This window comes from Pseudomonas sp. So3.2b, from assembly GCF_019464415.1.
In the GTDB taxonomy this organism is placed as follows: Bacteria; Pseudomonadota; Gammaproteobacteria; order Pseudomonadales; family Pseudomonadaceae; genus Aquipseudomonas; species Aquipseudomonas shahriarae.
Map to the genome: position 1 here is coordinate 3,057,945 of NZ_CP080494.1, position 21,205 is coordinate 3,079,149.

Consider the following 21,205-nt stretch of genomic DNA (forward strand, 5'->3'; position numbering starts at 1 on the left):
CGTCTTCACTTAAGGCCGGAGAGGCCAAGGGCTGGGTCGATTCCATCGAGTGCGGCGGCCAGAGCCTTGGCCTTGTCGGCGATCAGCTGGCGCTGAGCGGCGGTAACGCGGTTGTAGCTGCGGTAATGGCCATCGACCTGCAAGTCGTCGAGTTGCGCGGCGAAGGCGTTGATCGCGCTATCAATTCCCGGCAGCAGGTCGGCGGCGGACTTGGTCAACAGCGGCCGCATCAGGTCCACCACCTTGCGCGTCACCTTCAGGTTGGCGGCAAAACCGTTGAGGTCGAGGTGGCTGTAGCGCTCCTCTTCGCCACTGGCGGCGCGCACGTCGGCCAGGCTGTTGAGGTTGCGCACCAGGATGCTTACCAGTTGCTCGGGCGGCAGCGACTGCGCCAACAACTGTTGCTTGAGGGTGGTGACATCGGCCAGCAGGCGCTGGGCAATCGGTGTCAGGTCGCCGAGAGTGTGCTGCTCGAACAGGCCGTACTCCAGGCGATGGAAGCCGCTGAAGGCCGGGTCTTGTTCACGGCTCTCGAAGTAATCGGCGCGGGCATTGATCGCGTTGTCCAGCTCGGCCAGGCGCTGGGCCGCCGGGGCCAGTCGTTGGTAAGCCTCGCGAGCCGGCAGGTACAGGGCCTGGGCCTGGGCCAGGTCGCCGGCGGCAATCGCTTGTTCAAGGGCGCTGACGGCCTTGATCAAAGCGCCACCCTGGCTGCTCAGGTACACGCGAAACTCCGACAGCGGGCCGATAAAGGCCACCATCGAGGGCTTGGCTTTGGCCTGGGCGTCAGACTCGGCCGTCGGGGTTACACGCAGGGTGCCGCGTGGGTTGCTCAACAGGCCACAGGTGATGGCGTAGTCGCCCGGCAGCAGGTTGGCGTTGATCACCTGGCTCAAGCCCGGCGCAATGTTTTCGCGCTCTTCGACCACCAGCACGCCGTCAAGGATTTCCCACTCCACCGCGCGATCCGAACGGTTGATGATGCGAAAACTCGCACGGCCCGCCGGTACGGTCAGGGCGTTGGGTTCGCAGGCGTGGGCGTGGATGATCACGGCGATTTCGTTGTGATTGACCTGGCGCTTGGCGGCGGCCAATTGCGCGGCGTAGTAGAACAGGCCGCCGGCGGCGATCATCACGATCACCGAACCGGCGACCGCCCAACGCAACGCGCGGGGTGGTGAGGCAGGGGCTGGGTTTGGCAAGGGACGACCTTACTGGCTGGAGACGGAAGAAGAGGTGGCTGGCGCGGCGGGCATAAAGAACATCGCCAGCGCCAGTACCAGGTAAATCAGGTAGGCGCCCAGGGTGCTGACGGTCGGTGCGTCCTGGTAGCCGAACATGCCGGCCAGCACCGAACCCAGCGGGCCATCCATCGGCAGGGTTGCGCTGAAATCGAACAGCACGCCTTGCAGGTGGTTCCACACCCCGGCTTCATGCAGGGCCTGCACCGAGTTGGCAAGGATCCCGGCGGCCACCACCAGGATGAACAGCCCGGTCCAGCGAAAGAACGCACCGAGGTTCAGGCGCATGCTGCCGCTGTAGATCAGGAACCCGACGATGGCCGCCAGCACCAGGCCGAGCAGGGCGCCGATGGGCGCGGCGGGGCCTTCGCTCTGTTGGAACACCGCCAGCAAGAAGAACACCGTCTCCAGGCCTTCACGGGCCACGGCGAAAAACACCATGGCGATCAGGGCAAGCACCTGGTTGCGCGAGCCGGCCAACGCATGATCCAGGGACTGGTGCAGGGAGTGCTTGATCGAGCGTGCGACCTTGCGCATCCAGAACACCATGGAGCTGAGAATCCCCACGGCGACCAGGCCGACAATGCCTTCGAACAGCTCTTGCTGTTTTTGCGGGAACTCGGCGCTGACCAGCTCCAGGCCACCGCCGACCAACAGGGCCAGAGCGGCGGCGAGAAATACGCCGATCCATACCGCTGGCATCCATTGGCCACGGCCGGTCTGTTGCAGGTAGCTGGCGATGATGCCAACGATCAATGCGGCTTCAATGCCTTCGCGCAGCATGATGAGAAAGGGGACGAGCATCGGGCACCGCAACGTAATTAGTTAGGGTGCTAAGTTGTAACATAATGATACTCATTGCTAAACAGAGGATCTTGACGTTTTCTGAACGCGGCCTGAACAGCCCTCTATGTCGTTGCTGCGTGGGGTATGTGTTCCTTACAAGCCAACACGCTCCTACAATGGCCGACCTACAAGATTGAGCCCTGGCCCATGTCGGAAAAAGACACAATCTCCATCCACCTGGTTCGTGAAGCCCTGTTGCAGAGTTGCGCCCCCGGTGCGGCGACGTGGGAGGCCCTGAGCAAGGTCGGGATCGACCCCGCGTTGCTGGAGCAGCCCGCCGCCCGGGTTCCGGCGCTGGCGTACGCGCGGCTCTGGCGCTTGCTGGCGCGGCGCCGGGATGATGAGTTCTTTGGCATGGACCCGCGCAAGTTGAAGTCGGGCAGCCTGGGGTTTTTGTGTCGTGCCTCCATGGCCCAGCCCACCCTGGGCGAGGCCCTGGAAACCGGTCTGGGCTTCCTGTCGTTGATGCTTGAGCACCTTCCCGCGCAGTTGGTGCGTCAGCAAAGCCTGGCGGAAATCGTGCTGCTGGAACCTGAGCCGGAACCACGGCGCGCGTTTACCTACTTTTGCTACTGGATGATCGTCCACGGCGTCGCCTGCTGGCTGGCCGGCCGACGCATCCCGATCCTGGCCATCGAATTGCGCAGTGCGCAGCCGGCATTTTGTGATGATTACCAGGTGATGTTTTCCGACAACCTGCGTTTTGATCGCACCCGTACCCGCATGATCTTTTCGGCAGACTGCCTCGACCTGCCGGTCAAGCGCAGCCCCGAGGAACTCAAGCGCTTCCTGGCCCAGGCGCCCGCCAACATCCTGGTCAAATACCGCGACCCGGACAGCCTGGCGATGCGCATCAAACACGACCTGCGCCAGCGCCCGGCCCAACAGTGGCCGGAAACCGACAGTCTGGCCCATGAGTTGTGCATGTCTGCCTCGACGCTGCGTCGGCGCTTGGCCGAAGAAGGGCAGACGTACCAGGGGCTCAAGGACAGCGTGCGCAAGGAGCTGGCAGTGGTGTGGCTGGCCGAGGCCGATATCAGCTTCGCCGAGATCGCCAGCCGCCTGGGTTTTGCCGATGTGAGCTCGTTCTACAAGGCCTTTCGTAAATGGTCGGGCTCCAATCCCGGGCATTACCGCAGCTTGATCCTCACGGAATCCAGCTGAGTCAGATCAGCGCAGCTCCCACCTTTGATCTTTGTGACCGTCTTTAAGCACAGGGTTTGACCGGTTTCACGCAGGCAAAAAAAGCCCCGTGACCGAATGGACCACGGGGCAAAAATTGGTTGGATGCGACCAACCAAAGGAGCTCTTTAAATCATTTTGCGCTGGCGACCACCGTCTCCGGCTGCCAGCCGCCACCCAACGCCTTGTAGATCGCCACGATGCCGCGATACAGGTCCACTTCGGCCAGGGCCTGGGCGTCTTCGGCCGCCAGGCGTTCACGCTGGGCGTCGAGCAGCACGAGGAAGTCGGCGGTGCCTTCGCGGTAGCGAATCTGCGCCAGGTCGGCCGCGGCACGGCTCGATTCGCTCTGGCGGATCAGCGACACCAGGCGCTGCTGCCGCTTGCCGTAGTCGCTGAAGGCGTTCTCTGACTCTTCCAACGCCAGCAGCACTTGCTGCTCGTAGGTGGCCAGGGCGCCATCGGCTTCGGCATCCGCACCGCGCAAGCGGGCGCGTACGCTGCCCAGGTCAAAGGCGGCCCAGGTGATGCTCGGGCCCAGGGCCCAGGCATTGGCGGCGGATGAGCCGATCTGCGAGCCACGGCCAGCGGTAAACCCGAGGAAACCACTGAGGCTGACCCGTGGAAACAGGTCGGCCTTGGCCACGCCGATTCGCGCGGTGGCGGCCGCCAGTTTGCGTTCGGCACTGAGAATGTCCGGGCGCCGTTGCAGCAACTGCCCCGGGTCACCAATCGGCAAGGCCTTGGCAATCGCCGGCAGGTTGGCCGGGCTCAGGTCCACGCTGAGTTTGTCCGGGCGCTGGCCGAGGAGGGTGGCGATGCGATTGCGCTCGCGCACCTGCTCGGCCTGCAATTGCGGCACGCTGGCTTCGACCGCTGCCAGGCGCGCATCGGCACGCACCACGTCCAGTTGGTCGCCGACGCCGGCATCGCGCAGGCTTTCGGTGATGGTGCGCGAATCCTGCTGGTTCTTCAGGTTGGCCAGGGCGATTTTTTCCCGCAGTTGCGCCCCGCGCAGTTGGCCGTAGGCGTCCACCAGTTCGGCAATCATGCTGACCTGCAGTTGATAGAGGTCGGCTTCGGCAGCCTGCTGGTCAGCGTCACTGGCTTCGAGGTTGCGCTGGATGCGGCCAAACAGGTCCAGTTCCCAAGCCATGTCCAGGCCCAGGTCATAGCGTTCGCTATTGACCCGGCGGGTGGTCTGGCCTGGGATCTGGCCCTTGGCCAAATCGCTGCTGGCACGGCTGGTGATGGTCGGCATCGCGTCATTGCTGGCGTCATCGCGAATCGCCCGGGCAGCTCGCAGGCGGGCAAACGCTACCCGCAGGTCTCGGTTGCCGCTCAACGATTGGGTCACCAACTGGTTGAGGATCGGGTCCTCGAACTGCTGCCACCAGATGCCTTCGAACTTGGCGTGGTCGTACTGCTTGGCATCGGTGGCGGCCGTGATATTGGCCGCCTCCAGCTGCTGGGCTTTATAGTCCGGGCCGACGGCACAGGCGGCGAGCGCCAGTACCAGCAGGCTCGGCAGGAACACTTTCACACTCATTGCTGTGTCTCCAGCTGCAAGGCCTTGGCCGCTTTGCGTGCTTCGCTGCGCTCCACATAACGGCGGATCAACACGTAGAACACCGGCGTCAGCAACAGGCCGAAGAAGGTCACCCCGATCATCCCGGAGAACACCGCCACGCCCATGGCATGACGCATCTCGGCACCGGCACCGCTGGAGAACACCAGGGGCACCACGCCCATGATGAAGGCGAACGAGGTCATCAGGATCGGCCGCAGACGCAGGCGGCAGGCTTCCAGCACCGCAGCCAGCGGGTCGAGGCCTTCTTCCTGTTTATCCTTGGCGAACTCGACGATCAGAATCGCGTTCTTACAGGCCAATCCCACCAGTACGATCAAGCCGATCTGGGTAAAGATGTTGTTGTCGCCACCGGACAGAATCACCCCGGTAATAGCCGACAGCAGGGTCATCGGTACGATCAGGATCACCGCCAGTGGCAGGCTCCAGCTTTCGTACTGGGCGGCCAGTACCAGAAACGCCAGCAGTACGCAGAGCGGGAACACGAACAGCGCGGTGTTGCCCGAGAGGATTTGCTGGTACGTCAGGTCGGTCCACTCGTAGGTCATGCCGTTGGGCAGTTCCTCTTTGAGCAGTTTTTCGATCGCTGCCTCTGCCTGGCCCGAGCTGTAGCCGGGTGCAGCGTTGCCGTTGATCTCGGCGGTGATAAAGCCGTTGTAGTGCATCACGCGGTCCGGCCCCGAGGTGTCGCTGACCTTGATAAAGGTCGCCAGCGGGATCATCTCGCCCTTGTTGTTGCGCACTTTCAATTGGCCGATCTGATCCTGGTCCAGGCGGAACTGCTGTTCAGCCTGCACGTTGACCTGATAGGTCCGGCCAAAGCGGTTGAAGTCGTTGGCATACAACGAGCCCAGGTAGATCTGCAGGGTGTCGAAGATGTCGCTGATCGCCACGCCGTGGGTCTTGGCTTTTTCCCGGTCGATAGCAGCATCGACCTGGGGCACGTTGACCGTGTAGCTGGTGAACAGGCCAAACAGTTCCGGCACGTTGTGGCTCTTGGCGATGACGTTCTGTACTTCTTTGTACAGTTCCTCGTAGCCCAGGTTGCCACGGTCTTCGACCTGCAGGCGGAACCCGCCGATAGTGCCCAGGCCCTGTACCGGCGGCGGTGGGAAGATCGCCATGTAGGCTTCCTGGATATCGGCGTACTTGCCGTTCAGCGCCCCGGCAATCGCCCCGGCGGACATGCTTGGGTCTTTACGCTCGCCGAACGGTTTCAACGTCACGAACACGATGCCGCTGTTCGGGCTGTTGGTGAACCCATTGATCGACAGGCCCGGGAAGGCGATGGCGCTTTCCACGCCGGGCTGTTTCAAGGCGATGTCGGACATGCGCTTGATCACGTTTTCGGTGCGGTCCAGGCTGGCGGCGTCCGGCAACTGGGCGAAGGCCACCAGGTATTGCTTGTCCTGGGCCGGTACGAAACCGGTCGGTGTGTGGGCAAAGCCGAAGAAGGTCAGCACCATCAGGCCGCCATACACGAACAGCGCGATACCGGTGCCGCGAATCACTCGGCGCACGGTGCCTACATAGCCATGGCTGGCCTTTTCGAAGAAACGGTTGAACGGGCGGAACAGCCAACCACCGAAGAGCTTGTCGAGGAACTTGGAGAACCGGTCTTTCGGCGCGTCATGGCTGCGCAGCAAGACCGCTGCCAGGGCCGGCGACAGGGTCAGGGAGTTGAATGCCGAAATCACGGTGGAGATGGCGATGGTCAGGGCAAACTGCTTGTAGAACTGCCCGGTCAAGCCACTGATAAAGGCGGCCGGAATAAACACCGCACACAGCACCAGCGCCGTGGCAATGATCGGCCCGGTCACTTCGCTCATGGCTTTTTCGGTGGCCGGGAAGGGCTCCAGGCCCAGCTCGATGTTACGTTCGACGTTCTCCACCACCACGATGGCGTCGTCCACCACGATGCCGATGGCCAGCACCAGGCCGAACAGCGACAGCGCATTGAGGGAGAAGCCGAACAGGTGCATTACCGCAAAGGTGCCGATCAACGACACCGGCACCGCGACCAGGGGGATGATCGACGCACGCCAGGTCTGCAGGAACAGGATCACCACCAGCACCACCAGGATCAACGCCTCGAACAAGGTGTGCACCACCGCCTCGATCGAGCCGCGCACAAACACGGTCGGGTCGTAGGCGATGCGGTAGTCCATGCCTTCGGGGAAGCTCTTTTTCAGCTCGGCCATTTTGCTGCGCACATCATTGGAGATGTCGATGGCATTGGAGCCCGGGCGCTGGAAGATCGGAATCGCCACCGCCGGCTGATTGTCGATCAGCGAGCGCAGGGCATATTGGCTGGAGCCCAGCTCAACACGAGCGATGTCCTTGAGGCGCGTGATTTCACCGTTGTCGCCGGCGCGAATCACGATGTTTTCGAACTCTTCCTCGGTGACCAGGCGGCCTTGGGTATTGACCGACAATTGGAAGCTGGTGTCGTTGGGCGCAGGCTGCGCGCCCAGGGCACCGGCGGCCACCTGGCGGTTCTGTTCGCGGATCGCGGTCACCACATCGGTGGCAGTCAGGTTGCGCGAGGCGGTCTTGTTCGGGTCCAGCCACACCCGCAGGGAGTAATCGCCCATGCCGAACAACTGCACATCACCCACGCCGCCCAGGCGCGCCAATTCATCCTTGATATTGAGGATCGCGTAGTTGGACAGGTAGAGCATGTCGTAGCGCTGGTCCGGGGAGGTCAAGTGCACGACCATGGTCAGGTCGGGGGAGGCCTTGTCCACGGTAATCCCGATGCGCGTCACTTCCTCAGGCAGTTTGGGCTGAGTGCGCGTCACACGGTTTTGCACCTGTACCTGCGCGTTATCCAGGTCGGTGCCCAGGGCAAAGGTGATGGTCAGGGTGAGCTTGCCGTCGGCGGTCGACTGCGAGGACATGTAGAGCATGTTCTCGACGCCGGTGATCGCCTGTTCCAGCGGCGAGGCCACGGTTTCGCCGATGACCTTGGGGTTGGCGCCGGGGAAGTTGGCGCGCACCACCACGGTTGGCGGTACCACTTCCGGGTATTCGCTGATCGGCAGTTGGAACAGCGAGATCGCGCCGGCGATCAGAATCAGCAGCGATAGCACCGCTGCGAAGATCGGCCGCGATATGAAGAACTTGGAAAAATTCATCTGGTGTGTAGTCCCTTAACCGCGTGGAATCGCGACACTGGCGAGCTTGGGCGCGGCTTTATCCGGCGCCACTTGCTCCAGGTTGCTGGCTTCAAGCGCTTGTCGTTGTTGGGCCAGGGCGGCGAGGGTTGCCTGGCTGGCCATCGGGATGGTTTCTGGGGCAACCGGCGAACCCGGACGTACCCGCTGCAGGCCTTTGACGATAATGGTGTCGTCCTTGCTCAGGCCGCTGCGCACGATGCGCAAGCCTTCGATCTTCGGCCCCAGTTCCACGGCGCGGTAGGCGGACTTGTTGTCGGCGTCCATCACTAGCACAAACTTCTTGCCCAGGTCGGTGCCCACGGCTTCGTCGGTGATCAGCACGGCAGAGTAGGTGCCGCTGCCGACCAACTTGAGGCGCGCATACAGGCCGGGGGTGAAACGCCCGTCACTGTTATCGAACACCGCGCGGCCGCGGATGGTACCGGTGGCCGGGTTGACCTGGTTATCGACAAAGTTCATCTGGCCCAGGTGCGGGTTGCCGTCTTCATTGGACAGGCCCAGGTACACCGGGGTGGTGGCGCCGCGACGGCCCTGGCGCGCCAGTTCGGTGTACTTGAGGTACACGCGCTCATCGGCGTCGAAGTAGGCGTAGACCTTGTCGGTGGAGACCACGCTGGTCAGCTCGGTGACATCGGCGGTCACCAGGTTGCCGGCGGTGATTGCGGCGCGGCTGACACGGCCACTGATGGGCGAGGTGACGCGGGTGAAACTGAGGTTCAGGCGGGCCAGGTCAAGTTGCGCCTGGATCCCCGCCACCGCGGCGCGGGCTTCCTGGGCGGCGGTGGTGCGCGAGTCGGCCAGTTCGGCGGAAATCGCATTGCTCTGGCGCAAGCGCTCGCCACGCTGGGCCTCGTTGTCACTGCGCGATGCGGCGGCTTTGGTTTGTTGAAGCTGGGCTTCCAGACGGCGGACTTCAGCCTGGAACGGACGCGGGTCGATCTGGAACAGCAGGTCGCCTTTTTTCACCAGTGCGCCTTCAGTAAAGGCGACCTGGTCGATCTGACCCGACACGCGTGGGCGGATCTGTACGGTTTCCGGGGCTTCCAGGCGGCCGGTGAACTCGTCCCATTCATTGACCGGTTGTTCCAGGACCTTGGCAACGCTGACTTTGCTGGCGGGCATGGCGGCCGCTTGCTCGGGGGCCTTGCCGCATGCGCTCATCACCAGCACGGCCAAAAGGGCCAGGGGATAGCGCAAATGTTTGAGTGACTGTTCCATGAGGTGCATCCGCCAAATGTATTTGAGATGGGCGGATCATGCTCGGCAGCGTGCTCGCTCACGAATCGAATGAAACAAAGGTAACTATCATTCGGAATGATATAAGGGCCGGCCAAGCCCTCTAGGATGGGGGTTTCGTTAGGGGGCTATCAATCCCATTGATGACAAGACACCGTTGTGCGAACTGCAACCAACCAAGAAATCCTGCCCTAAAGAGATCACCCTGTGGGCGGGCTTGTCCGCGATAGCGGAGGGGCAAGTAGGGATGTGTCGACTGACCTACCGCTATCGCAGGCAAGCCAGCTCCCACATTTGAGGTGTGGTGTGGCCACAATTTTCTGTTCGCTGAGTTCCCCCTGTGGGAGCGGGCTTGCCCGCGATGGCGGTAGGTCAAGTAAGGATGTGTCGACTGACCCACCGCCATCGCAGGCAAGCCAGCTCCCACATTTGACTTGTGGTGTGGCCACAATTTTCTGTTCGCTGAGTTCCCCCTGTGGGAGCGGGCTTGCCAGCGATGGCGGTAGGTCAAGTAAGGATGTGTCGACTGACCCACCGCCATCGCAGGCAAGCCAGCTCCCACATTTGACTTGTGATGTGGCCACAATCTTCTGTTCGCTGAGTTCCCCCTGTGGGAGCGGGCTTGCCCGCGATGGCGGTAGGTCAAGTAGGGATGTGTCGACTGATCCACCGCCATCGCAGGCAAGCCGGCTCCCACATTTGAGGTGTGGCGTGGCCAGAATTTCTGCCCTCAATGAGATTCCTTTGTTGTGGTTCCCACAAGGAGACAAGCAATAGCCCAAGCGTGTACCGTTGCGGCCTTTGTGCCGCAGGCGCTGCGGTTGGGGACATTCACAGAGAGGCATCCATGCAGATCAGGGTTGAACGGGCCGCGACGGTGTGTGGTTTGGTCGCGATCATTTTATGGAGCACCGCCGCCGGGTTGATCCGCAGTGTCAGTGAGCTGTTCGGGCCACTGGGCGGTGCGGCGTTGATCTACACCTTGGGCGCCATCCTGCTGCTGGCCTGGTTGGGGCGGCCGCGTCTGCGTGCCACGTCCTGGCCTTATCTGATCATGGGCAGTGGCTTGTTCGTGGCCTACGAGGTCTGCCTGTCCCTGGCTCTGGGGTTTGCCAGCAACCGCAATCAGGCGATTGAGCTGGGTGTGGTGAACTACCTCTGGCCGTGCCTGACAGTGCTGCTGGCAATCGTCATGAATGGCCAAAGGGCGCGCTGGATCATCGTGCCAGGCTCGGCGCTGGCGCTGTTTGGCATTCTGTGGGTGGTCAGTGGCGATGGCCTGGCGCTCGCAACCATCGTCGCCAATGTGCAATCCAACCCCCTGAGTTACAGCCTGGCCCTGGGCTGCGCGATCACTTTCGCCTTGTATTGCAACGTCACGCGGCGCTATGCCGGCGGGCAAAACCTGGTGGTGCTGTTTTTCATCCTCACCGCCGCCGTACTGTGGGTGAAATACGCCTTCAGTGCCGAGGTGCTGCCGGCCTTCAGCCTGGGCAACAGCCTGGAGTTGCTGGCCACCGGTGTGGCCATGGCGGGCGGCTATGCACTGTGGAATATCGGCATCCTGCGTGGCAACCTGACGTTGCTGGCGACCGCGTCCTATGGCGCGCCGGTACTGTCCTCGGCCTTCGCCGCGCTGTGGCTGGGTGCCCACCTCACCCCGCAGTTCTGGCAGGGGGCGGTGCTGGTGACCGCCGGTTCACTGGTGTGCTGGCACGCGACACGCGCGCAATCCTAGCGGCTGCGCCAGACCAGGGCCGGGATCACGCGGATATAGATCAGCTCACACACCAGTTCGATCAAGGTCTGGGTGATAACGGCAGCGGCGGCCAGGGCGCGGATATCTGCCGGCAGTGCCAGCGCCAGCGGCAGGACCACCAGTGAGTTGCGGGTTGCACTGCTGAACGTCACCGAACGCGCGGTGCTTGCCGGCAGACGAAAGACCCAGGCCGTGAGCGCCCCGACCATTGGCGCCAGCAGCATAAAGCCTAAGTAGACCGGCACCACCGGCAGCAACTGTTCGAGCTCCTGCGCGACAAGCGCGATCTGCGAACCTATCACCACGATCAGCACTGCCGCCATGGCCGGCACCGGCATCCACGCCCAGGCGTCGTTCCAGCGTTCGACCAGGCGCGAGCGCCGGGCCCCGGCGCTGGTCAGTACCGCCAGCAGCAATGGCACCACGATCAGCAGCAAAAACGCCTCGACAAATGGGCCGATGGGGATTGCCACCGCCGCCTCTACGCCCGGCAGCAACGCCAGGTACAGCGGCAGCAGCGCCAACTGCAGCAACAGCAAGACGGGGGTGGCGGCCAGCGTCAGCCGCGCATCGCCTTTGCCGATATGGGTAAACACCACTACGTAGTCGATGCACGGCGTGAGCAGCACCAGCAACGCGCCGATCAGCAGCGCCGGACGCTCGCTCAAGCCACGGGTCAGGCCCCAGACCAGCAGGGGGATCAACACAAAGTTGGCAATCAGCAGTGCCGCCATAAAGCGTTTATTGGCGAGCCCCTGGCGCAACTGCAGAAACGGGATCTGCAGGAACATGGCGTACATCAGCACGGCAATCGTCGGGGTTACCAGGGCGCCAAGAGCCGGTGCGGCCTGTGGGGCGAGCAGACCGCCGAGCACCGCGCCGATCACGGCGACGAGGTAGACGGGGATCTGGTTGTGCTCAAGTTGTTCTCGGGTCACGGGGTGTCCTTGTCACGGGGGGCTGTTTGCGCCGTGCAGGGTAATCGAAACCACAGCCCCGCGCGCGGCCGCCATGTCCGCCCGCCGGATCGCCCCCGTGTAAGCCCAGCGCGCGCTGCAATGTCTGGCGCACAGGCAGGCCATCCAGTCTTTGGTCCGGTCTATTTTTGACTGAGTGCCGCTACCGAAAGCCCGGACGCGACGAAGGTCAGTCCGGCGCCCACATTCAGGCCATTGACCACTTTTGGCTTGCGCTGCAGCCATGTCGACAGGCGCGTCGCAAAGATCCCCATGAGCGCAAAGCCCAGGGCGGTCAATGCGGCGAACCAGGCGCCATAGACCATCATTTGCACGGTGACCGAACCCAATGACGGGTTGACGAACTGCGGAATGAACGCGAGCACAAACAGCCCAGGCTTAGGGTTCAGCGCCGCCGACAGGAAGCCGGTGAGGAAGATGTTTTTGAGCGGTTGCCGCGCCGCCGGTTTGAAGTTGATCAGGCTGCGCGAACGCAAGACCTTGATGCCCAGCCACAACAGGTAGCTGGCGCCGATGACTTTGACCACCCAGAAGGCCACGGCGGATGTCTGCATCAGCAGGGTCAAGCCCAGCGATGCGGTGGCCACGTGAAACAGAATCCCGGTACCCGACGCGGTCCCCGAAATGGCGGCTGCCATACGCCCCTGGCTCAGGCCCCTGGCGATGGCCAGCAGATTGTCCGGCCCGGGGGAGAGCACCAGCAACAGGCAGGCGGCGGTATAGGTCAGCCAGATTTCCAGGGGGAACATAACGACAGTCCTTTCGTCGAGGGGGTAGGGAGGCCATCGTGCTCCCGCGGGGCCTCCAAGATCAAGCCTGCTGCCACAGGTTTGTTGGAACTAGCGCCTTCTCAGGGCATGGCGTAGTCGCCACGAATATGGTTCAACCCTCTCGACGCCGCGACATCACTGCGGCCCCAGATCTACGATTTTGTTTCGCTGCAGTTCTGCGTCAATCTGCTGATCAAACCGGTTCACTTTCTCCAATTGCACAGGGCTGAACTTTTCGTCGGGCAGGTCTGGCCTGAAATGAATGCTGACGGGCCACACATTTTTCGGTGGGGTTACATAGTCAGCGAAGTGAGGTGCGCCGATTGACACGCTGACGTTTTCAATACCCAGTGAATCGGCCAGTTTATGAAAGCTTTCGGCCGTCGGGAATACGTGTTCATTGGCTACGCTGACGCGCACAGTTTGCCTATTCGGCATGCCTGGCTCGGGGGGCATGTGCAGCTCTTCAATCTGTGGTTGAGCATTGGCTGAGAGGGCCGCTGATGGCTGATATGGAGTGCTGTTGATCATGCTGGATTCCTAAGTCTTGTTGAGGGGATCAGGGGGTTGCCTGATCGCTCAACTCAGTGAGTGATTCAGCCATTTGGGTTCCGGTCAGAGAGGCATCAAGCAATACGGGGTGTTTAACGGGGAGGGGGCCTCAAGGGCGACTTCCCCCACACTCTTAGCCTGTACGAAATCATCTGATTGACGTCCCGGCCAGGCTTTCGGCGTGAGGGGCTGAAGGAGTGGATGGCGACGACACGAAAAGCCTCCGCGCAATAATTGGGTGCATTTGAACATTCACCGCATCTTGGTGGGGGGTGGTGATGTTCGGCCGTTTCCCCCAAAGCCGGTATTACCCACTGGAAGCCCAACCCAGTAAACTGCGGTCCGACGTCGCATCAGGGAGAAGACGGTATATGTACATTGGTGAACTGGCCAAGCTGACGGGATGCACGCCCAAAGCCATCCGTTTGTATGAACAACTGGGCCTGCTGACGCCGCAGCGCCGTGGCAGTTATCGGTTGTACACCGCCCATCACCTGAGGTTGGTGCAGATGATTCGCCGCGCCCAGGCGGTGGGGTTCAAACTGGCTGAATTGAGTGAGTTGCTGGCTGCCAAGCAACACCAGGCACCGTTCCCCCTGGCACTGGCCAATCAGGGCATCGAGGTCAAGCGCTTGGAGTTGCAGGCGCAGATCCTGGCCTTGCAGGATCGGCAGCAGCAGCTGACGCAGTTGCAACAACAGATCAACCAGCAATTCGCCCCCAGCCTCAGCGTGCCAACAAATGCGCAAATGCCTGGGTGAGGGCGTCATGCGGCGAGCGCGGCTGGTAGCCCAGTTCGTTGACCGCCTTGTCGATGCAGTAAACCTGACGCACGCCATAGAACATTTGCACCTGGCTGAGCAGCAAGTCAGCTGGCCGGCCGGTGTAGCGTGCCTGCTGCTCTTTCAGCCAGGCGATCAGCAATAGCAGGGGTTTGGGGGCGCGGCGCGGCAATGGGTAGCCTGGGCTAAGGGCGTTGAGGGCTTCGATCACCTGCGCCAGTGATGAGGCCTGCCGGTTGGCCAGTAGGTAGCGCTGGCCGGGCCTGCCGTTTTCCGCCGCGCGGATCAGCCCATCGGCCACGTCGCGCACATCGACAAAGTTGAAATGAAAATTCGGGTCCAGTACCAACTTGCGCGCCAGTACGGCTGCCAGAAACCCCATGGTGTCGGTAAGCCGCGTGGTATGCGGGCCGATGATTGCCGAGGGCAACACGCTGACCAGGGGCAGGTCATAGGCCCGGGCGGTTTCCCAGGCCGCGCGTTCAGAGAGGATTTTTGAGCGGTAGTAGGGGTTTTGCTGATCAGCGTTCCAGCTGGTTTCATCCAAAAACTGACCGTTGTGCCCGACGGCTGCCACGGAACTGACATACACCACCCGCCGAACCCCGGCCTCGGCGGCGGCACGCAGGACATTGCGTGAGCCTTGCACATTGACCTCGACGATCTCGGTCTGTGGATCCTTCGCCCAGTGCTTGAACACCGCCGCCACGTGGTACAGCACACCCACCCCTTGCAGGGCCTGGCGCAAGGATTGCGGATCTTGCAGCTCGGCGCGCACTAACTGGCAGTCGAGCCCTGCCAGGGCGGTGCTTCGCTCCGGGTCACGGACCCCGGCGCGCACCTGTTGCCCGCGGGCGAGCAGCGTCCGCACCAGGGTGTTGCCCAGATGCCCATTCGCACCGGTGACCAACGATAGCGTACTCATGGGTTGCCTTATCCGCTGACGGCGGAAACTGAAATAGATAAGGCAGGGTAGGGCTTGTCCCAAGGGACAGAGTCAAGCGCTGCCGTCAGCAAAAACCGCAATTTCGAGTGAACGGGTTCGCCCCTGGATTTCTTGTAGAATCCAACGCCGACTTATATTCATGGAGAGAACAGTGCGCATCTACATTACTGGCGCTTCGTGCGCAGGCGTCACGACGTTGGGGCAAGCCCTGGCTGCGTCGCTGGGCTTGATCCATGTGGATGTGGATGACTTTTACTGGCTGCCCACCCACCCACCGTTCACCACCAAGCGGCCACCCAATGAGCGTGTGTGTTTGATCAAGCAAGCGCTCGGTGACCAAGGCTGGGTGCTGACCGGCTCTTCTGATGGCTGGGGCGAAGCGCTTATGGTGCATGTGGACCTGATCGTGTTCGTGATAACGCCAACACCTGTGCGCCTTCAGCGGTTGGATCTGCGTGAAAAGCGCCTCTTTGGCGAGCGCATTGCCCCTGGGGGCGATATGCACGAGATACATGTCGCCTTTCGCGAATGGGCCTCCCAGTATGACGATCCGCGCTGTTCCGGGCGCAACCGAGCGCGGCATGAAGCGTGGATTTCCAGGCAGACGGTGCCGGTCTTGCGCATTGACGGGGAACACACTGCTGAGCAAATGGTTGCGCACGCCATGCAGGCGACGTTGCTATACCGATAAATCCCGTCCAGCACAGGAGTCGGCGGCGACGTCAGGCGTCACAGAGGACACCTAACCGCCATCACCAAGGCGAAAACCTGCAAGTAGGCTTAAATCAGTGGTAACGAACGCGTCGATGGGTTTTAAACGACAGCTATCAATACCTTGTTTTAGGCCATAACCGCAGAGGGCTTAGGGATGTCGATAAAACTTCGTCTGTTTTTGCTGATCGGCACCAGTGTGCTCACCGTGCTGGTCATCAGCCTGGTGAACTACCTGGGGAATGCGCGGATGGAGGCGGCGATGATTGACAGCGAGGTCAGCATGACCGCCCTGAGCAATCATCTGGAGGCCGACATGATGCACGACGCGCTGCGCGCCGATGTGCTGTCGGCGATGCTGGTGGGGCTGGGCAAAAGCGTGAGCAGCCGGGATGAAGTGCTGGCGGCCATCACTGAGCATGCGGCGCATTTTCGCAAGGTGCTGGACGATAACCTAGCGCTCGCGCTCACCCCCAGCCTCAAGACCGCACTGAGCGATATCAAGCCCAGTCTCGATAATTACATCGCCTCGGGTGAGCGGATTGTCGGCGTGGCCCTGAACGATCCCGTGGAAGCCCAACAAGAGCTGGGCACCTTCAGCGACGCCTTCACCCAGTTGGAAGGCCGGATGGCCAGCCTCAGTGAACTGATCGAAAACAACTCCAAAGCCACTGGCGAGCAGACCCGTCAAACCGTGCACAGCGCCAATTTCACCCTCGCGGTGGTGCTGGTGCTGTGCCTGCTATTGCTGGTTGCCCAGGACTACTGGGTCACCCGCAGCATCATGCGGCCGCTGCAACTGGCGCGGCAGATTGCCGAGAGCATTGCCCATGGCAACCTCAGCGAAGCGATTCCCGAACCCGTCAGCCGCGATGAGGCAAGCATGCTGATTCGCAGCCTGGCTGTTATGCAACATGACCTGCGCGGCATGATCGATGTGGTGCGCAGCAATGCCCAGGGCGTTACGCGCATGAGCCAACAACTGAGCAACGGATGCCATGAAGTGGCTGCCAGCAGTCAGCAGCAGAGTTCTGCGGCGGGGACCATGTCGGCCGCCACCAGCCAAATGACTGCCAGCATCGAAGAAATCACCCGGCATGCCGAGCACGCCCTGGAAATGGCCAACCAGGCGCAAACCCTGGCCAAAAACGGTGGGCAAGTTATTCACCAAGTCGTCAGCGACATGGACGCCATCGCTCGCTCGGCGCAACACTCGGCCCAGGTGATCCGCACCCTGGACAAGGAGTCCGAAGGCATCTACAGCATTATCCAGGTAATCAAGGGCATCGCCGACCAGACCAACCTGCTGGCCCTCAATGCCGCCATTGAAGCCGCCCGCGCCGGCGAACAGGGGCGCGGCTTTGCCGTGGTGGCTGACGAAGTGCGCAGCCTGGCAGGGCGCACCAGCGCCTCCACCCAGGAAATCGCCAGCATGGTCACGCGCATCCAGCACAGCACCCGCGAGGCTGTCACCAGCATGGAAGAGGGGGTGGCCCAGGTGGATAAAGGCATGGCCGTCACGGCCGATGTGGAGCGGGCGATCCGTGAGATTCTTGACGCGACGTTGAATACTACGCAGCTGGTTAACGACATTACCCGCACGATTGGTGAGCAGAGCCTGGCAAGTAATGAGATCGCGCATCAGGTCGAGATGATTGCCGGGATGTCGGAAGGCAATACACGGGTGATTGGCCAGACGGCCGGGACTACGGATGAGTTGTCGGCGCTGGCGGGGCAATTGGCGCAGTCGGTGGGGCGGTTTCGGCTTTGATGGGCTGAGACGCTCTGGGTCGGGGATTGGTGTCATACGCCAGGAGAGGGCTGCAGAGCGGCTGTTTTCGAGGTGAAACAATCACTCTTTAGCCCATTTGCATGCAGGGCTCGCACAGAGCAAACTTGCGAGACTTCCACTTTTCCGTAATACCAAATGTCTGACATGTTGTTAAGCCCTGTCTTACCCGGCGTTATGCTCAGGCGATGGCGCCTGTTACACCGGGTCAAACAATCCCATGCCGCGGAGCTGTTTAACGTCACTCAATCGACTATCTCTCGCTGGGAGAGTGGCGTACTCGAGTTGGATCCTCTCGCGCACAAAAAACTTGAGCAATTGCTGGCCGCTCGTCTCACCACCGCGGCGGATCAAGCGCTGGGACGAATGGTGCGGGAAAGCTCGCGTCCTGTTCATCTCATGTGTGATTTGACGCACCGTCTGCTTGCTTGTTCTCCTTCGCGCGCCGCCCAGTTCACGAGTCCGGTCAGTGAACTGCTGGGTCGCTCGCTATGGCGCTTCGCTACGCCCAATATCATCAGCAACGAGCTCGCCCTGGATAAATTGGGCTGGCGGGAAGCCTTTGCGCCACCCGCGCTGGAGTTTCTGACGGGCCACAATAATTCGTCTATCGTTCCGATCAGCCAAAGCCTGTGTCGTTGGACGCGTATGCCTCTGTGCGACGGAACAACAGCGCGCTTGGTCGAGTCGCTCTGACGGCATCGCCCTGCATATTTTATGCGTGGACGCTGAATATCTTGAGATTTAGTCTGGCGTGAACAAGGTGAGCGGTATTCGGTTCGCCGACTGAGTCAGAGGTTTTCATGGACATCGAAAAAATCAAAGGGCGCCTCGAATTTCTACGCGAGGCGGAAAAGCTCAAGGACGTGCTTAGAAGCGCGCACACCTCTTGCGGGCGCACCGAAAGCACGGCGGAGCATAGCTGGCGCCTTTGCCTGATGGCCATTGTCTTTGGGGACTACCTGACTGATCTTGATCGGCTGAAAATGCTCAAGATGTGTGTTATCCACGACTTGGGGGAGGCCATTAACGGAGATGTTCCCGCCGTCAATCAAGATTCGTTTCCCAACAAGAGCGAGCAAGAGAGAAACGATCTCCTGCTCTTGACCAGTGCCCTGGATGAACCGTTGAAGGCCGAGATACTGGCGCTTTGGGATGACTATGAAAATGCTTCGTCGCCAGAGGCCGTAGCCGTCAAGGCGCTGGATAAGTTGGAAACGATGCTGCAGCACAACCAAGGCAAGAACCCAACGGGCTTCGATTACGAATTCAATCTTGCCTATGGCAAAAAATACACAGATGCCGCGCCGTTGTTTGAGGTGCTGCGCACTATCATCGACCAGGAGACCAAAGAACACATACTGGCGAATTCTAAAAATCACTAAGTGGGTGCCGATTCGGGATGTGACTGAGGAGTCCCCTGAGTAGATCTCAAGTACCGATAAAGTGTCTGGCGACTGATTTCAAAGTTACGCGCTAGTTTAGATTTACTATCTCCAGCGCAGGCGCGGTCAATTCAGCTTACCACCAGATTGTTGGACGGTTTTTTCTTGCGGCCTCTGTAAACCCCACGCATCTTTGCGCCAGCAATTCCTAAATCCCGAAAGCCGACAGGTGACGGTCATCGCCATTGGGCGCACACCGCTAACAACGCCAAATATCAAGCATCCCACCAGGTTCAGTGATGCGTTGCAGGTGGCCATGTCACAAAGTGGTTGAAGCGGTGTAGAGAACAACAAAGCCTCGATCTTCGAAGTGGTCTCCGACGGGGCCGAGGCGAGGTATTTGATGAAAGGATTGGTAGAAATGTTTGCATTCGATTTTTTGGGGGGCTACGACGCCTATCGCTACTTACAACCTGAAGGCTATGATCTGTTGCTCAAAAGTAGGGCCAAGGGTCGAGGCGACAATATCCCGATGACCATCGGCATACTCTACAAGGCCATGAGGGCCCAATGCTGGAACACTTAGGAGTCTGAAGGACTCTCGATGTGCAAAGCGAGCATCTATAAGGACAAAACGTGGATGTACTGATGGGGTTACTGGCTGCCTTACTCTGGGGCGGTACAGATTTTTTAGTGGGCCTAAACGCTCGCGCAGTCGGCGTCAAACGCGCCGTGTTTTTCGGTCAGACGATGGGTTTTGCCATCATGAGCATGCTGCTGATCGTGTTCCCGACCTTCATTCTTAAATCCATGGCAGCACCATTCGATATTTGGCTCATCGGCATCGCCGCTGCCGTTTTGACTGTGTTCGGCGCCTTGGCCCTGTCCAAAGCGTTCGCACTTGGCAAAGCTTCTATCGTTGCGCCGCTGGTGACGTCCTACGGTGTGGTTACGACATTGCTGTCATGGGCTGGCGGTGAGCAGATCAGTCTAATCCAGTTGCTGTGCATCGCCTTGTGCGTGCTCGGAGTAATTCTCTCCAGCATTCACTCTGACTCGAAAGTGCCACACACTACGCAGGCCAGTAGTTCAATTTCCTTTGCGTTACTGGCGGCAGTGTTCTTCGGCACCAGTTTTTGGTTGCAGGGGCATTTCGTTCTCCCCGTCCTTGGACCAGTGACCATGCTTTGGCTGGCCTATCTGGTCGGGCTGATTGTAATGTTCGTTATGGTTTTGAAGATCAAGGAAGGGTTGAAATTTCCGCCCTTAAAAAACTGCATGGCGCTAACGGGTGTGAGCCTGATGAACCTAGGTGGTTTTTCGGCGTTCGCTTATGGAGCGGTGTCGGGATCAGTTTCGGTGGTGACAGTAATCAGCACATTGTCGGGCGGTATTGCGGCAATTTTGGGTTATGTGTTTTTCAAGGAGCGACTGGGAAAGGTGCAGGTGCTGGGCGTTGTTCTGGTACTGGGCGGTGCATTTGTGCTGCACCTGAAAACCTGATGTGTGCGATCAAAAAAAGTAAGCGTATATCCAACACACGTTCACATGACCGACAGTGTGTGGTTCAGCCCGTCGACGGCATCCTGTATTTGCCGACCTGTAACGGATGGCCAAGAGATAAGCGCAGTGCATCTTCGCCGCACCGAATACGGCACTCTGGCCGATGCTGGCGACTAGCCGATTCGACCCGAAGTGAGGTATCTGTGGTTGCTTCGACGCTTTTGTATGAGCATCATCAGGGTTCGACAAGGAGACGTCCCCTATGCCCAAACCCGTGCTTCATCTGATCTCAGGCAAGATTGCATCCGGCAAATCAACGCTGGCCAAAAGTTTGGCAGCCGAACAGTCGGCGATTCTGCTGAGTGAGGATCATTGGCTGTCACGGCTTTACCCTAATCAGATCAAGTCAGTAACCGATTACGTGCGCCTGTCGCGCCAGATTAGAGAGGTGGTGGGCCCGCTCGTCGTCGATGTGCTGAATACTGGCGTGACGGTGGTCTTGGATTTTCCCGCCAACACCCCTGAAGATCGACAATGGTTGCGCGGCCTCGCTGACTCAGCCGGGGTTGCCCATTGTGTCCACTACCTTGAGGTGGACGATGAGACCTGTCGAGGCAGGTTGCATATCCGCAACCGCCGCGCCGACCATGAGTTTGCGGCGACAGATGCTGAGTTCGATCTGATCACTAGCTACTTTCGGGCCCCGGACGAGGATGAAGGACTCCAGATTAAAATCCACCGTCTTTGACGGGTAGCGGC

The 21,205-nt window shown here is 60.5% G+C and carries 18 protein-coding genes and 2 pseudogenes; 10 read left to right on the forward strand and 10 right to left on the reverse strand.

The features are described 5' to 3' along the window. Positions 1–5: 5 nt before the first annotated feature. A complete protein-coding gene (efeO, locus tag K1X80_RS13670) occupies positions 6–1,202 on the reverse strand; it encodes an iron uptake system protein EfeO (RefSeq protein WP_057959737.1) in 1,197 nt (398 codons plus the stop codon). 9 nt (positions 1,203–1,211) lie between these two features. Continuing rightward, on the reverse strand, positions 1,212–2,045 hold the full coding sequence (gene efeU / locus K1X80_RS13675) for an iron uptake transporter permease EfeU (RefSeq protein WP_057959736.1): 834 nt from the start codon (positions 2,043–2,045) through the stop codon (positions 1,212–1,214). Between the two features lie 189 nt (positions 2,046–2,234). Here efeU and K1X80_RS13680 point away from each other — a divergent pair, with 189 nt between their 5' ends. Beyond that, positions 2,235–3,251 carry an AraC family transcriptional regulator gene (locus K1X80_RS13680; protein ID WP_057440114.1) on the forward strand — a complete coding sequence of 339 codons (1,017 nt, stop codon included), beginning with the start codon at positions 2,235–2,237 and terminating at the stop codon, positions 3,249–3,251. A gap of 151 nt (positions 3,252–3,402) precedes the next feature. Here the strand turns inward: K1X80_RS13680 and K1X80_RS13685 are convergent, their stop codons facing one another. Genes K1X80_RS13685 through mexE form a run of 3 tightly spaced genes read right to left on the reverse strand, consistent with a single transcriptional unit; the run spans position 3,403 to position 9,254 of the window. Continuing rightward, positions 3,403–4,818 (reverse strand): efflux transporter outer membrane subunit, encoded by a 1,416-nt coding sequence (locus K1X80_RS13685; protein WP_057959735.1) that lies wholly within the window; start codon positions 4,816–4,818, stop codon positions 3,403–3,405. Beyond that, positions 4,815–7,994: an efflux RND transporter permease subunit gene (locus tag K1X80_RS13690; protein ID WP_057440116.1), complete on the reverse strand. Its 3,180-nt coding sequence runs from the start codon at positions 7,992–7,994 to the stop codon at positions 4,815–4,817. The genes K1X80_RS13685 and K1X80_RS13690 overlap by 4 nt, the downstream gene beginning before the upstream one ends. 15 nt (positions 7,995–8,009) lie before the next feature. Further along, positions 8,010–9,254: a multidrug efflux RND transporter periplasmic adaptor subunit MexE gene (gene mexE, locus K1X80_RS13695; RefSeq protein ID WP_057959775.1), complete on the reverse strand. Its 1,245-nt coding sequence runs from the start codon at positions 9,252–9,254 to the stop codon at positions 8,010–8,012. Between the two features lie 865 nt (positions 9,255–10,119). Between mexE and yddG the strand changes: the two genes are divergently transcribed. Beyond that, on the forward strand, positions 10,120–11,010 hold the full coding sequence (yddG, locus tag K1X80_RS13700; RefSeq protein WP_057438397.1) for an aromatic amino acid DMT transporter YddG: 891 nt from the start codon (positions 10,120–10,122) through the stop codon (positions 11,008–11,010). Here the strand turns inward: yddG and K1X80_RS13705 are convergent. From K1X80_RS13705 to K1X80_RS13715, 3 genes are all read right to left on the reverse strand, one after another. Then, complete coding sequence (locus K1X80_RS13705) at positions 11,007–11,969, reverse strand: arsenic resistance protein (RefSeq protein WP_220172942.1); 963 nt, start codon at positions 11,967–11,969, stop codon at positions 11,007–11,009. The two genes, yddG and K1X80_RS13705, sit on opposite strands and share 4 nt — an antisense overlap. 161 nt (positions 11,970–12,130) lie before the next feature. Beyond that, entirely contained in the window at positions 12,131–12,757 is a 627-nt protein-coding gene (locus tag K1X80_RS13710; RefSeq protein WP_220172943.1) for a LysE family translocator, read from the reverse strand. 156 nt (positions 12,758–12,913) lie between these two features. Then, positions 12,914–13,309, reverse strand: a complete 396-nt coding sequence (locus K1X80_RS13715) for a hypothetical protein (protein ID WP_220172944.1) — start codon at positions 13,307–13,309, stop codon at positions 12,914–12,916. 392 nt (positions 13,310–13,701) lie between these two features. Between K1X80_RS13715 and K1X80_RS13720 the strand changes: the two genes are divergently transcribed. Next, positions 13,702–14,091: a MerR family transcriptional regulator gene (locus K1X80_RS13720; protein ID WP_120732971.1), complete on the forward strand. Its 390-nt coding sequence runs from the start codon at positions 13,702–13,704 to the stop codon at positions 14,089–14,091. Here the strand turns inward: K1X80_RS13720 and K1X80_RS13725 are convergent. Next, positions 14,057–15,037, reverse strand: a complete 981-nt coding sequence (locus tag K1X80_RS13725; RefSeq protein WP_169990097.1) for an NAD-dependent epimerase/dehydratase family protein — start codon at positions 15,035–15,037, stop codon at positions 14,057–14,059. The two genes, K1X80_RS13720 and K1X80_RS13725, sit on opposite strands and share 35 nt — an antisense overlap. A gap of 172 nt (positions 15,038–15,209) precedes the next feature. Here K1X80_RS13725 and K1X80_RS13730 point away from each other — a divergent pair, with 172 nt between their 5' ends. The 5 genes and pseudogenes from K1X80_RS13730 to K1X80_RS13745 all read left to right on the forward strand — a co-directional run bounded on the left by K1X80_RS13730 (position 15,210) and on the right by K1X80_RS13745 (position 18,943). Beyond that, positions 15,210–15,749 (forward strand): adenylate kinase, encoded by a 540-nt coding sequence (locus tag K1X80_RS13730; protein WP_128593670.1) that lies wholly within the window; start codon positions 15,210–15,212, stop codon positions 15,747–15,749. 177 nt (positions 15,750–15,926) lie between these two features. Continuing rightward, a pseudogene (locus K1X80_RS28535) lies at positions 15,927–16,682 on the forward strand (MCP four helix bundle domain-containing protein); the annotation flags it as partial. A gap of 132 nt (positions 16,683–16,814) precedes the next feature. After that, positions 16,815–17,540 carry a methyl-accepting chemotaxis protein gene (locus K1X80_RS28540; protein WP_408980324.1) on the forward strand — a complete coding sequence of 242 codons (726 nt, stop codon included), beginning with the start codon at positions 16,815–16,817 and terminating at the stop codon, positions 17,538–17,540. A 156-nt stretch (positions 17,541–17,696) separates the two neighbouring features. Further along, positions 17,697–18,254, forward strand: a complete 558-nt coding sequence (locus K1X80_RS13740) for a helix-turn-helix transcriptional regulator (protein ID WP_220172946.1) — start codon at positions 17,697–17,699, stop codon at positions 18,252–18,254. Between the two features lie 107 nt (positions 18,255–18,361). After that, complete coding sequence (locus tag K1X80_RS13745; RefSeq protein WP_186625930.1) at positions 18,362–18,943, forward strand: HD family hydrolase; 582 nt, start codon at positions 18,362–18,364, stop codon at positions 18,941–18,943. Here K1X80_RS13745 and K1X80_RS28185 read toward each other — a convergent pair. Beyond that, positions 18,940–19,074 carry a helix-turn-helix domain-containing protein gene (locus tag K1X80_RS28185; RefSeq protein ID WP_225923873.1) on the reverse strand — a complete coding sequence of 45 codons (135 nt, stop codon included), beginning with the start codon at positions 19,072–19,074 and terminating at the stop codon, positions 18,940–18,942. The two genes, K1X80_RS13745 and K1X80_RS28185, sit on opposite strands and share 4 nt — an antisense overlap. 517 nt (positions 19,075–19,591) lie before the next feature. Between K1X80_RS28185 and K1X80_RS13755 the strand changes: the two genes are divergently transcribed. Beyond that, complete coding sequence (locus K1X80_RS13755; RefSeq protein ID WP_128593695.1) at positions 19,592–20,446, forward strand: EamA family transporter; 855 nt, start codon at positions 19,592–19,594, stop codon at positions 20,444–20,446. A gap of 259 nt (positions 20,447–20,705) precedes the next feature. Beyond that, a pseudogene (locus K1X80_RS13760) lies at positions 20,706–21,194 on the forward strand (AAA family ATPase); the annotation flags it as partial. Positions 21,195–21,205 lie beyond the last annotated feature (11 nt).

Coding starts and splice junctions, on each gene's coding strand:
- efeU (WP_057959736.1), bottom strand. CDS start 2,045: ATGCTCGTCCCCTTTCTCATCATGCTGCGCGAAGGCATTGAAGCCGCA.
- K1X80_RS13680 (WP_057440114.1), top strand. CDS start 2,235: ATGTCGGAAAAAGACACAATCTCCATCCACCTGGTTCGTGAAGCCCTG.
- K1X80_RS13685 (WP_057959735.1), bottom strand. CDS start 4,818: ATGAGTGTGAAAGTGTTCCTGCCGAGCCTGCTGGTACTGGCGCTCGCC.
- K1X80_RS13690 (WP_057440116.1), bottom strand. CDS start 7,994: ATGAATTTTTCCAAGTTCTTCATATCGCGGCCGATCTTCGCAGCGGTG.
- mexE (WP_057959775.1), bottom strand. CDS start 9,254: ATGGAACAGTCACTCAAACATTTGCGCTATCCCCTGGCCCTTTTGGCC.
- yddG (WP_057438397.1), top strand. CDS start 10,120: ATGCAGATCAGGGTTGAACGGGCCGCGACGGTGTGTGGTTTGGTCGCG.
- K1X80_RS13710 (WP_220172943.1), bottom strand. CDS start 12,757: ATGTTCCCCCTGGAAATCTGGCTGACCTATACCGCCGCCTGCCTGTTG.
- K1X80_RS13715 (WP_220172944.1), bottom strand. CDS start 13,309: ATGATCAACAGCACTCCATATCAGCCATCAGCGGCCCTCTCAGCCAAT.
- K1X80_RS13720 (WP_120732971.1), top strand. CDS start 13,702: ATGTACATTGGTGAACTGGCCAAGCTGACGGGATGCACGCCCAAAGCC.
- K1X80_RS13725 (WP_169990097.1), bottom strand. CDS start 15,037: ATGAGTACGCTATCGTTGGTCACCGGTGCGAATGGGCATCTGGGCAAC.
- K1X80_RS28540 (WP_408980324.1), top strand. CDS start 16,815: ATGTCGGCCGCCACCAGCCAAATGACTGCCAGCATCGAAGAAATCACC.
- K1X80_RS13740 (WP_220172946.1), top strand. CDS start 17,697: ATGTCTGACATGTTGTTAAGCCCTGTCTTACCCGGCGTTATGCTCAGG.
- K1X80_RS13745 (WP_186625930.1), top strand. CDS start 18,362: ATGGACATCGAAAAAATCAAAGGGCGCCTCGAATTTCTACGCGAGGCG.
- K1X80_RS13755 (WP_128593695.1), top strand. CDS start 19,592: ATGGGGTTACTGGCTGCCTTACTCTGGGGCGGTACAGATTTTTTAGTG.